The organism is Eubacterium maltosivorans, from assembly GCF_002441855.2.
Lineage (GTDB): Bacteria > Bacillota > Clostridia > Eubacteriales > Eubacteriaceae > Eubacterium > Eubacterium maltosivorans.
In genome coordinates, this window is record NZ_CP029487.1 from 1676673 (window position 1) to 1688758 (window position 12086).

General features: G+C 49.7%; 13 protein-coding genes. 4 read left to right on the forward strand and 9 right to left on the reverse strand.

Features of this window, described 5'->3' with window-relative positions:
* Positions 1 to 10 precede the first annotated feature (10 nt).
* From purF to CPZ25_RS08200, 4 genes are all read right to left on the reverse strand, one after another.
* Positions 11 to 1399 carry an amidophosphoribosyltransferase gene (gene purF, locus CPZ25_RS08185; RefSeq protein WP_090413617.1) on the reverse strand — a complete coding sequence of 463 codons (1389 nt, stop codon included), beginning with the start codon at positions 1397 to 1399 and terminating at the stop codon, positions 11 to 13.
* Between the two features lie 147 nt (positions 1400 to 1546).
* The gene (purC, locus tag CPZ25_RS08190) at positions 1547 to 2254 is read right to left on the reverse strand and encodes a phosphoribosylaminoimidazolesuccinocarboxamide synthase (RefSeq protein WP_013379508.1); all 708 of its coding nucleotides are present in this window, start codon (positions 2252 to 2254) and stop codon (positions 1547 to 1549) included.
* Between the two features lie 34 nt (positions 2255 to 2288).
* Positions 2289 to 2783: a 5-(carboxyamino)imidazole ribonucleotide mutase gene (gene purE, locus CPZ25_RS08195; RefSeq protein WP_013379507.1), complete on the reverse strand. Its 495-nt coding sequence runs from the start codon at positions 2781 to 2783 to the stop codon at positions 2289 to 2291.
* 18 nt (positions 2784 to 2801) lie between these two features.
* Complete coding sequence (locus tag CPZ25_RS08200; RefSeq protein WP_096920382.1) at positions 2802 to 6515, reverse strand: phosphoribosylformylglycinamidine synthase; 3714 nt, start codon at positions 6513 to 6515, stop codon at positions 2802 to 2804.
* A gap of 200 nt (positions 6516 to 6715) precedes the next feature.
* Here CPZ25_RS08200 and CPZ25_RS08205 point away from each other — a divergent pair, with 200 nt between their 5' ends.
* The 4 genes from CPZ25_RS08205 (at position 6716) to CPZ25_RS08215 (ending at position 9085) form a co-directional block, all read left to right on the forward strand.
* Positions 6716 to 7411, forward strand: a complete 696-nt coding sequence (locus CPZ25_RS08205; protein ID WP_096920381.1) for an MBL fold metallo-hydrolase — start codon at positions 6716 to 6718, stop codon at positions 7409 to 7411.
* Between the two features lie 321 nt (positions 7412 to 7732).
* Complete coding sequence (locus CPZ25_RS21160; protein WP_058693726.1) at positions 7733 to 8032, forward strand: AbrB/MazE/SpoVT family DNA-binding domain-containing protein; 300 nt, start codon at positions 7733 to 7735, stop codon at positions 8030 to 8032.
* A gap of 77 nt (positions 8033 to 8109) precedes the next feature.
* A complete protein-coding gene (locus CPZ25_RS08210) occupies positions 8110 to 8466 on the forward strand; it encodes an AfsR/SARP family transcriptional regulator (protein WP_058693725.1) in 357 nt (118 codons plus the stop codon).
* Positions 8467 to 8479: 13 nt separating this feature from the next.
* Positions 8480 to 9085 carry a hypothetical protein gene (locus CPZ25_RS08215; RefSeq protein ID WP_058693724.1) on the forward strand — a complete coding sequence of 202 codons (606 nt, stop codon included), beginning with the start codon at positions 8480 to 8482 and terminating at the stop codon, positions 9083 to 9085.
* 55 nt (positions 9086 to 9140) lie between these two features.
* On the opposite strand, the gene hdhA is transcribed toward CPZ25_RS08215, so the two are convergent.
* The 5 genes from hdhA to CPZ25_RS08240 all read right to left on the reverse strand — a co-directional run bounded on the left by hdhA (position 9141) and on the right by CPZ25_RS08240 (position 12085).
* Positions 9141 to 9929, reverse strand: coding sequence for a 7alpha-hydroxysteroid dehydrogenase (gene hdhA, locus CPZ25_RS08220; RefSeq protein WP_074618424.1), 789 nt, complete (start codon positions 9927 to 9929; stop codon positions 9141 to 9143).
* Positions 9930 to 10038: 109 nt separating this feature from the next.
* Positions 10039 to 10668, reverse strand: a complete 630-nt coding sequence (locus CPZ25_RS08225; RefSeq protein ID WP_096920380.1) for an RNA polymerase sigma factor — start codon at positions 10666 to 10668, stop codon at positions 10039 to 10041.
* 14 nt (positions 10669 to 10682) lie between these two features.
* The gene (locus tag CPZ25_RS08230) at positions 10683 to 10883 is read right to left on the reverse strand and encodes a hypothetical protein (RefSeq protein WP_096920379.1); all 201 of its coding nucleotides are present in this window, start codon (positions 10881 to 10883) and stop codon (positions 10683 to 10685) included.
* A 27-nt stretch (positions 10884 to 10910) separates the two neighbouring features.
* The gene (locus tag CPZ25_RS08235; protein ID WP_058693721.1) at positions 10911 to 11522 is read right to left on the reverse strand and encodes a hypothetical protein; all 612 of its coding nucleotides are present in this window, start codon (positions 11520 to 11522) and stop codon (positions 10911 to 10913) included.
* Positions 11519 to 12085: a phage antirepressor KilAC domain-containing protein gene (locus CPZ25_RS08240; protein ID WP_096920378.1), complete on the reverse strand. Its 567-nt coding sequence runs from the start codon at positions 12083 to 12085 to the stop codon at positions 11519 to 11521. Before CPZ25_RS08240 ends, CPZ25_RS08235 begins: the two co-directional genes overlap by 4 nt.
* Position 12086 lies beyond the last annotated feature (1 nt).

Consider the following 12086-nt stretch of genomic DNA (forward strand, 5'->3'; position numbering starts at 1 on the left):
TTCTCTCCTTTTAATCATCTTTTTTTAAGACAGGGACTTCCATAGGGTAGTCGCCGTCAAAACAAGCCCGGCAGTACTCTGTGCCGCCTCCGACGGATTCGTTTAAGCCGTCGAGGCTGATATAGGCCAGTGAGTCCGCACCCAGAATCCCGCGGATTTCTTCCACAGATTTCTTGGCGCCGATCAAATATTTACGTTTTGGGGTATCAATGCCAAAATGGCAGGTATGGGATACCGGCGGGCTGGTCACGCGGAAATGCACTTCCTTTGCGCCGCCGCTTCTCAATATTTCAACAAGCCGTTTGGAGGTTGTCCCCCTCACGATGGAGTCATCAATAATGACCACCCGCTTGCCCTCAATGGTATCTCTCAGCGGATTCAGCTTCAGACGCACGCCTTCTTCACGCAGCTTCTGGTTGGGCTGGATAAAGGTCCGCCCGCTGTATTTATTTTTTATCAGGCCCATGCCATAGGGAATGCCTGACTCCTCCGCATAGCCGATAGCTGCCGGAATACCGGAATCCGGCACACCGATCACCACATCTGCCTCCACAGGGCTTTCCCTGGCCAGGATACGCCCAGCGGTATGGCGGGCCTGGTAAACGCTGCGCCCTTCCATGACAGAGTCGGGACGTGCAAAGTAAATCTGCTCAAAAATACAGGCTCTCTTGCTGGCCCAGTTATTCTGCCCATAGCTCTGAATACCATTTTCATCAATGACGACAATTTCACCCGGGTTCAGGTCGCGAATCAGCTCACCGCCAATGGCGTCAATGGCACAGCTTTCTGAAGCGAGCATGTACATGTCATCTTTTTTGCCAAGGCAGATCGGACGCAGGCCGTATGGGTCGCGGACACCGATGAGCTTATCCTCCAGTGTGATCACCAGCGCAAAACCGCCCTTGATAATCTCAACCATACGCTGGATGGCCTCAATCACGCCGTGGCGCAGGCCCCTTGCCAGTATATCAACCATGACCTCTGTGTCGATGGTGGTCTGGAAAACAACGCCGGAATCCTCCAGCATATCCCTCAAGGCCTTATCATTTACCAGGTTGCCATTGTGAGCCAGAGCAATCTGGGTTGATTTCAGGCTGACCGTTAACGGCTGGGCGTTGGTCACGCCGCCCTCTCCTGAGGTCGAATAACGCACATGGCCGATTCCCAGGTTCCCCTTCATGGATTTCAGGACATTCCCCCTAAAGACATCTGCCACCAGGCCGAGATCCTTATGGGTTGTGATCCTGCCATCACGGTTAACCGAGATGCCCGCACTCTCCTGCCCCCTGTGCTGAAGCGCATACAAGCCATAATAGATATAAGAAGCGCAGTTTGTCTCACGACTCTTACAATACACACCTACGACGCCACATTCGTCATGAAATTTGTCTTCTCTCATTGATTCGTTCTTCCTCCAAAAATGGAATCATGCTGTCATCCATTGAAACACATTCTATACCGTATTCCGTAAATATTTCTTTGGAGCAGGCGCTGTTTCGCCCCTGCTCCGTGCAGTCTGTTGACAAATCATAATGAGTACGGGCGATTAGCCGTTGACTCTCTTTAACATTTCTTCGTAAGCTTCTTCAATACCGCCGAGGTCACGTCTGAAACGGTCCTTATCCAGTTTTTCTCCGGTGTTTACATCCCAGAAACGGCAGGTATCCGGTGAGATTTCATCGGCCAGAACAATCTGTCCGTCATTGGTTTTACCAAACTCAATCTTGAAGTCAATCAGGTTAATGCCCTTTTCCAGGAAGTATGCTTTCAGAATCTCATTGATCTTCATGGTCATTTCACGGATAGCGTCCAGCTCTTCCTGGGTTGCCAGCTTCAGGGCGGTGGCATGATTGTCGTTGATGACTGGATCGCCGTAGTCGTCATTCTTATAGCAGAATTCAAAGATTGGGGCTTCCAAAGCCTGTCCTTCTTCAAATGGAAGGCGCTTGCAGATAGAGCCGGCCGCGGTGTTGCGGATGATCACTTCCAGCGGGAAGATGGTAACAGCCTTAACCAGCTGTTCATTGTCTGACAGCAGTTCGATGAAATGTGTGGGGATGCCCTTTTCTTCGAGCATTTTGAAAATGGTGGCAGTCATTTTATTGTTGATGACGCCCTTGCCCACAATGGTGCCTTTTTTTTCGCCGTTTCCTGCGGTCGCATCATCCTTGTATTCGATGATAAACTGGTCCGGATCTTCTGTCTTGAAAACTTTTTTTGCCTTACCTTCGTATAACTGTTCTAATTTCTGCATTTTAAATACCTCTTTCTATATTTGAAATAATGAATTAACCATTAATCTTAGCCTGAAGCTTTTCATTCTTAGCCGCTACTTCTTCGTCCAGTGTTTCTTTGTAGGCTTTCATCTTTTCACGGATTTCAGGATACTTGATGGAAAGCATCTGGGCTGCCAGGATACCGGCGTTTTCAGCGCCGTTTACCGCAACAGTGGCAACCGGTACACCGGATGGCATCTGCACGATGGACAAAAGCGAATCCAGGCCGCCCTGGAAAGAGGTCTGAATAGGGATACCAATAACCGGAAGCGGGGTAAGCCCTGCCATAACACCCGGTAAATGAGCTGCTTTACCGGCAGCGCCAATGATCAGCTCAATGCCGTTTTCTTCGGCAGAACGGACATATGAGAAAATCTTGTCCGGATTTCTGTGTGCTGAAATTACCTCAGCGTCATATTCAATATCAAATTTCTCCAAAGCGATCAGGCATTTTTTAACAACATCAAAATCCGAGTCGCTGCCCATAATAACTGCAACTTTTGGCATAATTGTATTCTCCTTCTTTTACTTGAAATATTCAACACCGGATTTAAAGATCCGCTGATCCTTCTCACCCGGAATGTTTTTATATAATCCCTTTCCGATACGTTCGGAATGGCCCATTTTACCCAGAATACGCCCGTCTGCGCTGGTAATCCCTTCGACCGCACAGGTAGAACCATTGGGGTTAAAAGCACCGTCCATGGTGGCGTTGCCGTCAAAATCGACATACTGGGTCGCAACCTGTCCCTTGGCGATGAGCTCCTTCATCACCGCGTCGCTTGCGATAAAACGGCCTTCGCCGTGTGACATTGGAATCCGGTAGGTCTCGCCCACCTTGGCGCCCGCCAGCCACGGCGACAGGTTTGAGACCACCTTTGTCATTGGAATGGTGGACACATGGCGGCCGATGGTATTGTAGGTAAGGGTCGGCATTTCCGGCTCAATATCCACGATTTCGCCGTAGGGTACCAGCCCAAGCTTGATCAGGGCCTGGAAGCCGTTGCAGATACCAAGCATTAAACCATCGCGGTTTTTAATGAGCTCCATAACCGCGTCCCGGATTTCAGGGTTTCTGAAAACAGCCGCGATGAATTTACCCGAACCGTCCGGCTGGTCACCAGCGCTGAAACCGCCGGGAATCATGATCATCTGGGACTGTCGGATGGCGTCTGCCATTTCCTTGACGGACGCCGCGATGTCGTCTGCCGTCCGGTTTCTGAACACGACGATTTCTGGCCTGGCACCAGCGTTCTCAAAAGCTTTAGCAGTGTCGTACTCACAGTTCGTCCCCGGGAATACCGGGATAAAGACCTGGGGCGCCGCGAATTTTTCTTTAGCGAAAGCGACAGGGCCGCCAGTATATTCGATCTTCTGAACCTTGCCCTCTGTTGTTTTGCTTTCTGGATAAACACTGCGCATGGCGCTTTCCCACACTTCGATCAGTTCATCCATATCCACGCTTTCTCCCTTATAGGTGACCGCTGCGGTATCGGTGGTCTTACCAATGCGCTCAGCGCCGTCCAGGGTTTCGGCGGTTTCCACGATAATACTGCCATAAAGCGGCGCATACAGGCGCGCTTCATCAATGTCTGCAATATCCACACCAATCTTATTTCCGAAAGCCATCTTAGCCAGAGCGTCGACCAGACCATTGGCAGACACCGCCTTGGCAGAGAGCAGCCTGCCCTCAATGTTCAGACTGCGGATACGGTCATACATGGCCATTACCTTATCATAATCAATAAGCTTGTTGTCATCCTGTTCCACCTCAAAGAGATACAGGTTTGATCCTGCTTTTTTCAGTTCATTGGAGAGAACATGCTGGACCTTATCCGCTTCGACGGCAAAGGAGATAATCGTCGGCGGAACCGTCATATCCTCAAAGGTTCCGGACATACTGTCTTTACCCCCAATGGCAGGAATGCCAAAGGCCTTCTGGGCTTCAAAGGCGCCCAGAAGCGCCGCAAAGGGTTTGCCCCATTTTTCAGGGTCTTTGTTCAGACGCTCAAAGTATTCCTGGAAGCTCAGACGGGATTTTCTGAAATCGCCCCCCATGGCCACCATTTTAGATAAGGATTCAAGTACGCAGTAGATACCGCCGTGGAACGGGCTCCATTTGGATAATTCCGGCGTGTAGCCATAGGTCATGATGCTGCAGGTGGTCGTATCCCCGTGAATAACCGGAATTTTAGCCGCCATACCATCCTGAGGCGTCAGCTGGTACTTACCACCATATGGCATAACCACTGTTCCAGCGCCGATGGTGCTGTCAAACATTTCGGCCAGCCCCTTCTGGCTGGCAGCGTTCAGGCTGCTGAGCACTTCTCTGGTTTTAGCCGTAAAATCAATGGTTTCTGATTTTTCATGAAGCGGTTCGGGTTCTTTAACCAGAACATCCGCATACTGGGCAGCCCCGTTGGTGTTCAGGAACGCTCTGGAAAGGTTGAGGATTTCCTCGCCGCGCCATTTCATGACCAGACGTCCGGTGTCGGTGACAACCGCTACCTGGGTAACCTCCAGATTTTCGGCGTTGCCCATCTCAATAAAATGGTCGACATCCTCAGCTGCGACGACAACCGCCATACGTTCCTGGGATTCTGAGATCGCCAGCTCGGTTCCGTCAAGGCCTTCATATTTTTTCGGCACCTTATCCAGATCGATATCCAGGCTGTCTGCCAGCTCGCCGATGGCTACCGATACGCCACCCGCGCCAAAGTCGTTGCAGCGCTTGATCATACGGGCCAGATCACCGTTTCTGAACAAACGCTGAATCTTGCGCTCCTCAACCGGGTTACCTTTCTGGACTTCTGCGCCGCTTTCATGAATGGATTCCTCGGTGTGTGCCTTGGAGGAACCCGTCGCACCGCCGCAGCCGTCACGGCCGGTTTTACCGCCGACCAGAAGAATGACATCTCCCGGCTGCGGACGTTCGCGGACAACATTTTCCTTAGGCGCTGCCGCGATAACCGCTCCGACTTCCATGCGCTTGGCCAGGAAGCCCGGATCATAGACCTCAACTACCTGGCCAGTGGCCAGGCCGATCTGGTTCCCATAGGAGCTGTAGCCGTGAGCCGCCTCCTGAGAAATCTTACGCTGAGGCAGCTTGCCCGGCAGGGTATCCTCAATCGGTGTTCTCGGGTCCCATGCACCGGTGAGACGCATGGCCTGGTAAACATAGCTTCTGCCAGACAGCGGGTCACGGATCGCACCGCCAAGGCAGGTTGCCGCACCGCCAAAGGGCTCGATTTCTGTGGGATGATTGTGGGTTTCATTTTTAAACATAAGCAGCCAGTCCTCATCCACACCATCGTGGTCAACCGTCATGTTGACGCTGCAGGCGTTGATTTCTTCCGATTCATCCAAATCCGGGATCAGGCCGCGTTTTTTGATTTCCTTGGTGCCGATCACGGCCAAATCCATAAGGGTCATGGGACGGTCGGTATCTTCTCCGTAAAGGGCGTCACGGGTCGCGTCATAGCTTTCAAAGGCTTTTTCAACCGCTTCCGTTACCGGGCCGCGCTCAAAATCGATGGCTTCAATGCAGGTCGAAAACGTCGTGTGACGGCAGTGATCAGACCAGTAGGTATCGATAACCTTCAGCTCTGTCAGAGACGGGTCACGCTTTTCATCTTCCCTGTAATATTTCTGTACAAACGCAATATCCGCTTCGCTCATGGCAAAGCCCATTTTTTGGCGGTAAGCCTCCAGAGCTTCCGCGCTAAAATCAGTAAAGCCCTCTATCCTCTCAATGTCTGCCGGCTGTTTGATTTTATCCGTCAGGGTATCCCTTGGTCCGAGATCCGTTTCCTGAGAGTCTACAGGGTTAATCATGTATTTTTTAATTTTTCCGAGTTCTTCGCCGCTCACATCGCCCTTAACCGCAACGACCTTCGCAACCTTGATTAAAGGCTTTTCGCCTGCTAAAATTTGAATACACTGAGCCGCTGAATCCGCATGCTGGTCGTACTGACCCGGCAGGTAGGAGGTGGCAAAGACCTGTTCCTCCGGTCCAAAGGCCATGGTGTCTTCATAAATGTTGTCTACATTAGGCTCTGAAAAAATGGTCCGTTTAACATTTTCCAGAAGCTCTCCCTCTAATCCTTCAACATCATAACGGTAAATGATACGAATACTGCTAAGACCCTTAATGCCCAAAATGCGCTGAAAAGTCTGTGCCAGTTCCTGGGCCTCGGTATTGAAGCCCGCTTTTTTCTCTACAAAAATTCGTTTGATCACTACTCTTCCACCTTTGTTTAATGATACTTGTATTTTACTATTTCCGAACTTTATTTTCAATGGTTTTTAAAACGTTCGGATACCTTTTTGAGGCGTAAACATTTTCAAATTTCTTTTCTTAAAGATTGAATAACCCCTCCATCACCTGGGCATAAGTATGGTATAATAAAAGTAAATTTATGATTAACCGGAGGCATTTTATGAAAATTATTTATCTTCATCACAGTGGCTTCATCGTAGAATTAGAGCGCATGACACTGATCTTTGATGCGATCACGAATATTCCACCCCATTTTCTCAGAAAAGGTCGGAAAAATTACTTCTTTGTTACCCACAGCCATCAAGACCATTTCTCACAAAAGATCCTTTCCTATGGCAGCGATTATGACACCACCTACATTTTCAGCGACGATATTCCCGAAAAGGGCGGACGCAATATCCATTATATGGCACCTTACCAGAAAATGAGCTTTCCAGGCATCGAAATTGAAACCTTTGGCTCGACCGACCTGGGCGTTTCCTTTTTTGTACAGGCCGAGGGTAAGAATATCTTCCATTCCGGCGATTTAAACTGGTGGGACTGGGATACCGAATCACACCCCAACATTAACCCCGAGGTGGAGGAGCGCGACTTCAAAGCCGTTATCCAGAAAATTGAGGCGCAGACCGGCAATCACAAAATGGACGTGGCCTTTGTTCCGGTGGACTCCCGCCTTGGCGGCTCGGCTTGCCGCGCCGCGGAATACTTTATTGACAAGCTGCATCCAAAGGTTCTGATCCCCATGCATTTCTGGGAGGATTTCTCTGTTATCCGCACACTGGCCAATCGTGAGACAGGCAGCGGCACCGAGATTCCTTTGTTTGATGACCGCAATGTTGTTATTGGTAACTATTAATAATATGAATAGCGGAGGCTTAACATCCTTCGCTATTTTTATGTTTTAAGTTTTTTCTAAGAATATCAAAAAATGGTTATATAACTCTAATTAATTGTAAATTTTTCCTATTTTTATTGTAAATGTTTAAATTTTTATCGTTTAAACAGGTAATCAACGCGACGAAGCCGGTTCATCTTACTATAAATTCTTTAAATTCTGAAATTCTTCAAAAAAACTTCCAATTTCTGCTGATATAATACAATTAGTATGTTATTTTAATAATGCGTGCATAAAAAAGACAAACTTTATTAATAGTAACGAGAAAGGGACCTACATATTATGAATATAAAATTCAGGGAAAAATCACAAATCACACTGCCCTCTTCGGTGGTGGAACAATTAGAGCTTCACACAGGTGATGCGCTGGAATGTGAAATTATTGGAAATACCATCTGCCTGAGCCCCGTCAGCCATCCCATGAAAAAAAACGGATTCACCAGTATGCCGGTAAACCCTTTATTTCTCAAAGAACCGATAAGCTGCTGGCCGTATTCTGCTTTGGCCCCCTGCGCATCTTCTATGCACAGGAGCCCCTGGTTCTCCAGTCCAGGAAGGCAGAGGAGCTGCTGGCCTATCTGATCTGCGAAAAAGGCAATCTGATTTCAAAGAAAAACATTGCTGAAACGATCTGGCCCGGCCGCACAGAAAGCCAGGCCATGTACTGCCTGTATAAAACGCTGGAATGGTTTAAAAACCTTCGCCAACAGGGTATCTGCATACCGCTCATTACCCAGCGCGGAACCCTGGGTCTGGATATTTCTCAGGTCTACAGTGATCTCTGGGAGTTTGACGCACTGTACTATAACCGCTCAGAGATTGAGAACTGCCGGAGAGCGGTTGAACTCTACACTGGTCCAACGCTTGCCGGAGCTCCCTATAACTGGATATCCGCTCACGAAGCCCACTATGAGCTGGCCTGCGCCGAGCTGCTTGAGACGCTGGTTCGGCAGTGTGAAGAAACCAGCCAGCTGAATATTTATCAGAAAAAACTGGAAATTATAACCGAACCCTAAAGGAGAAGATTAAATGCCAAAATATATCCAACAAGACCAACCCTATAACTGTGGCGCCTTTTCCATTGCCTATCTGCTGTGGGAGCTTGAACACAACGCTTGTCCGTTTAAAACACCTGATGACGCCGTTGAATATGCAAACAAAATTCACGACCAAATTAAATTTGGGGACAGCATTCATGAATTCAGCTATCCCTTTAGCGGCGTCATGACCTCCGATTACTGCTCACCCATAAAAATGGCCGACTATCTTCAAAAATGCGGGCTTAAGCCAACCTGTCTCATGCCCGTCGACCCGCCGTTTATCGCGCTCATCCGATCTGTTAATACCCATGGACAAAAGCCACTGTTCAATTTTACCTGCGAAGACCCGCTAAAGGCACTGCAGCCTGGGCAGTACACCATCAGCATTACAAGCAATACCTTTGATCTGACCGCCTGCGATATGCTCCTCCACTACATGCTTATAAAAAAGCAGGAGCAAAAGGACCCATGCCCATGCACCGTTTATGATCCCAATAACGGTGAAGAAAAGCCGGATCAGATTTTTACTGTCGGAGACCCCATCGCGGGGAGCAGCTGGCTATATACTGGCATTTTAATGACCATTACACCATAATATCCTGTATGCACGCAAAAGCACCGGTGTTTTCACACCGGTGCTTTCTTTTTGTTTACCCCTTCACCGCATCGGCGTACTCTGGAGTGCCGATGCCAAAGCCGCCGGCCACATCCAGAATATGCCCGGTAATAAAGGAGGAATCATCACTCGCCAAAAACAGCACCGCGTTGGCAATATCCTCCGGCTCGCCTACCCGGCCAAGGGGTACATGGCGTAAAAATGCCTTTTGGAAATCGCCTGTCATACTGTTTTTAACTGCATCGGTGCCAATCATTCCCGGCGCTACCGCGTTACAGCGGATATTTTTATTCCCAAACTGCAGGGCAATGGCCTTTGTAAGGTAGTTAATGGCCGCCTTAGACACACCATAGCCCAGTCTGGAGACATCCGGTAAAAGGCCGCCGATACTGGAAATATTGACAATATTACCGCCGCCATGCTCCACCATATAGCGGATGGCCGGCTTACAGGGCAGGTACACACTGCCGATATTTTTTTGCAGAATGTCGAAAAACGCATAAGGGTCTCCTGTCAGAATATCAAAATCCTTGGTGGGAATGCCCATGCCAAAGTTATTCACCAGAATATCCAGGCGCCCCTCCTCCCGGGCGACGTGCTCCACCATCACATGGTATCCCTCATAATCAAAGGCGTTAAAGGGGTGAAACTTAACATTCAGCTTCTCCTCGCTGCATTCGGCCAGGGCCTTTTGAGCCAGTTCATCCTCCAGCCCTGCAATATAAACCAAGGCGCCGTTCTCAGCCAGCTTTTTTGCGCTCGCCAGACCAATCCCGGCGGTTGCGGCTGTCACAATGGCGACTTTACCTTCTAATTTTTTCATATCGATTTACCTCCATGTTTAGCATGAACCTATCATAGCACCTGACCACAGCAAATAAAAGCCTTTTTCCATTTCTTGAAGCTTTCTTGAAGAATGCAGCCGCCCTTTTCTATAAGTTGTCTGGAATCCTCTTTTTGACCAATTCTTTTCTTAACGGCGCTTCGGTCAGCCGCTTTTTCAGAACCTCCAGAAGCCTGCGGTGCCGGTACTGGACTGTGCTGTAACCCATTCCCAGACTCTGGGCGGCGCATCTCAAGGTCTGTCCTTGCCCGTAAACGGCCCTCAGCAGGGAAAGCTCACCCGGCGTCAGCTCAGCCATAGCCTTTGACAGGGCTTCCAGTTCCTCTCGATGGATATAATTCCCCATAATGTCAACCGAAAAATCTGGCAGGGTATCGAACAAAGTTCCTTCCTCCTCCTCATGGCTGCTCCCATCGCCGGAGATATCCCGCACCAGGCGGCGCCAGCACTTCCTGCGTTTGTTTTGCAGCGACCGGTAAAGATAGGTTTTAATATAAGCGGCAAAGCCACCGCCCCGCGTGCCGTCATAGCACTTCACACCCTCCAGAAAAAAGAGCCGCGCATCCTGCAGGCAATCCTCAAAGCTGTAATTCTCCGGCCGGGCCTTATCCGCCGACGCCAGCATCAGCGGGCGAAACATACGCTCCAGAAAGGCCATGGACTCGCCATCACCCTTTTGCGCGCGGAGCACCCACCGTTCAATTTCCTTATAATCCATACCACTTCTCCTTTTCAGTCATCCTCATACACATCTGTAATCTCAAGCACAATGCCTGGAAAACGGTCCTCCACCGCGGCGCTGAGATCGTTAAACAGATCCTCAGCCTCCTCCGCGCTGCGGGCATAAAAGCCCGCGTTCATCCGGCACGCCGCCTCGACTCTGTAGCCCCGTCTGCGGCTGATGATTCCAAGTCCCCTGCCATATCGATTCATATGATTCCCTCCATAAATTTTAAAGTCTTACTTTTTTCCCGCCATTTGTTTTCTCTCTCTGGCTGCCCACATGGCGTTAAAGGCAGCCACATCATCATCGGGGCAACGGGCTTTGATTTCTGCCTTTTCCTCATCACTGAGCGGCGGAAGCAGATTGAAGCCGTGGATATTTGCCGCGTCCTCCTGATTACTATACAATAGAGAAGTCTGTTTAGTGTTTATGTTTATTAACGGGGACAGCCCGTCCGCAGATAGCGGGACAGCCTGCGCCCAGACCTGTGTCACACTGTCCCTTCTTTCATCCCTCACCCAGATGGCTTCAAGGCCTTTATCAAAGGGCACCATGCGGTAAAGCCCTGCCCGCTGGCTGACGTTCTTCTGGTACGTCACAAGTCCGCGGTTAATGAGGTACCCCCTCTGCCGCAGCAGGACACGCCGGTCCTTTAGGCCTAAGAGGGGCATGGCCATTGTGTTTGGCAGCTTAAACGCTACCGGCCAGTACCACACGCCCTCAGCCGTACGGATGGCCGCCCGGTTGTTCGTATACATGAGCAGGTGCCAGTAGGCCTGGAGCAGCGGGCTCACAGGGCTGTCGGCCAGCCATCTGTAAAAGGCCAGGAGCTCGGTCAGGTAGTTCATCTTCTGCTTCTTTCCTCTGCCAGTGCACGGATAAAAAAGGTCTGGCCCAGAGGGGTGATCCGAAGCTCGGGGGACTGCTTGAGACGGCCACTCTTTTTCTCCACATAGTCTTTGTACTCAATGGTCATGCGTTTTTTATCCAGAGACTGCCGGGTGGGTAAATTACGGTTGCACTGATTGTTAAAATAGGCAAAGCCCTTTTCCCGAAGCCAGACGTACAGCTGGTTCCTCCCAATGTTCAGGCCCATATCCCGCATGATCTCGGCCAGACGGGACACAGGGATATCATTTTCTCCTGCTTTGGCCGCCTCATATCTGGCGCTCTTATACGTCTGCCGCTCATAGTCGTCCTTCAGATAGATCCGGGCTTTTTTCTCATATTCTTTTTGCAGGGCTATGAGCTGCTTTTCCATAAAACACAGCTCAATGCGCATATCAATACTGGAAAGGCTCTCAAAGCTGCCTAAAAGCCGGTCCTCCTGTTTTAGCGCGCACGAAGCACACCATGGGCTAAATCCTTTTTGTTCTGCCGCGGTTGTCATGGTTGTCTGTTTACTTTTCATT

What these genes read in the sequence shown, in the direction of transcription:
- purF (WP_090413617.1), bottom strand. Translation starts at nt 1,399, where the DNA reads ATGAGAGAAGACAAATTTCATGACGAATGTGGCGTCGTAGGTGTGTAT.
- purC (WP_013379508.1), bottom strand. Translation starts at nt 2,254, where the DNA reads ATGCAGAAATTAGAACAGTTATACGAAGGTAAGGCAAAAAAAGTTTTC.
- purE (WP_013379507.1), bottom strand. Translation starts at nt 2,783, where the DNA reads ATGCCAAAAGTTGCAGTTATTATGGGCAGCGACTCGGATTTTGATGTT.
- CPZ25_RS08205 (WP_096920381.1), top strand. Translation starts at nt 6,716, where the DNA reads ATGAAAATTATTTATCTTCATCACAGTGGCTTCATCGTAGAATTAGAG.
- CPZ25_RS21160 (WP_058693726.1), top strand. Translation starts at nt 7,733, where the DNA reads ATGAATATAAAATTCAGGGAAAAATCACAAATCACACTGCCCTCTTCG.
- CPZ25_RS08210 (WP_058693725.1), top strand. Translation starts at nt 8,110, where the DNA reads ATGTACTGCCTGTATAAAACGCTGGAATGGTTTAAAAACCTTCGCCAA.
- CPZ25_RS08215 (WP_058693724.1), top strand. Translation starts at nt 8,480, where the DNA reads ATGCCAAAATATATCCAACAAGACCAACCCTATAACTGTGGCGCCTTT.
- hdhA (WP_074618424.1), bottom strand. Translation starts at nt 9,929, where the DNA reads ATGAAAAAATTAGAAGGTAAAGTCGCCATTGTGACAGCCGCAACCGCC.
- CPZ25_RS08225 (WP_096920380.1), bottom strand. Translation starts at nt 10,668, where the DNA reads ATGGATTATAAGGAAATTGAACGGTGGGTGCTCCGCGCGCAAAAGGGT.
- CPZ25_RS08230 (WP_096920379.1), bottom strand. Translation starts at nt 10,883, where the DNA reads ATGAATCGATATGGCAGGGGACTTGGAATCATCAGCCGCAGACGGGGC.
- CPZ25_RS08235 (WP_058693721.1), bottom strand. Translation starts at nt 11,522, where the DNA reads ATGAACTACCTGACCGAGCTCCTGGCCTTTTACAGATGGCTGGCCGAC.
- CPZ25_RS08240 (WP_096920378.1), bottom strand. Translation starts at nt 12,085, where the DNA reads ATGAAAAGTAAACAGACAACCATGACAACCGCGGCAGAACAAAAAGGA.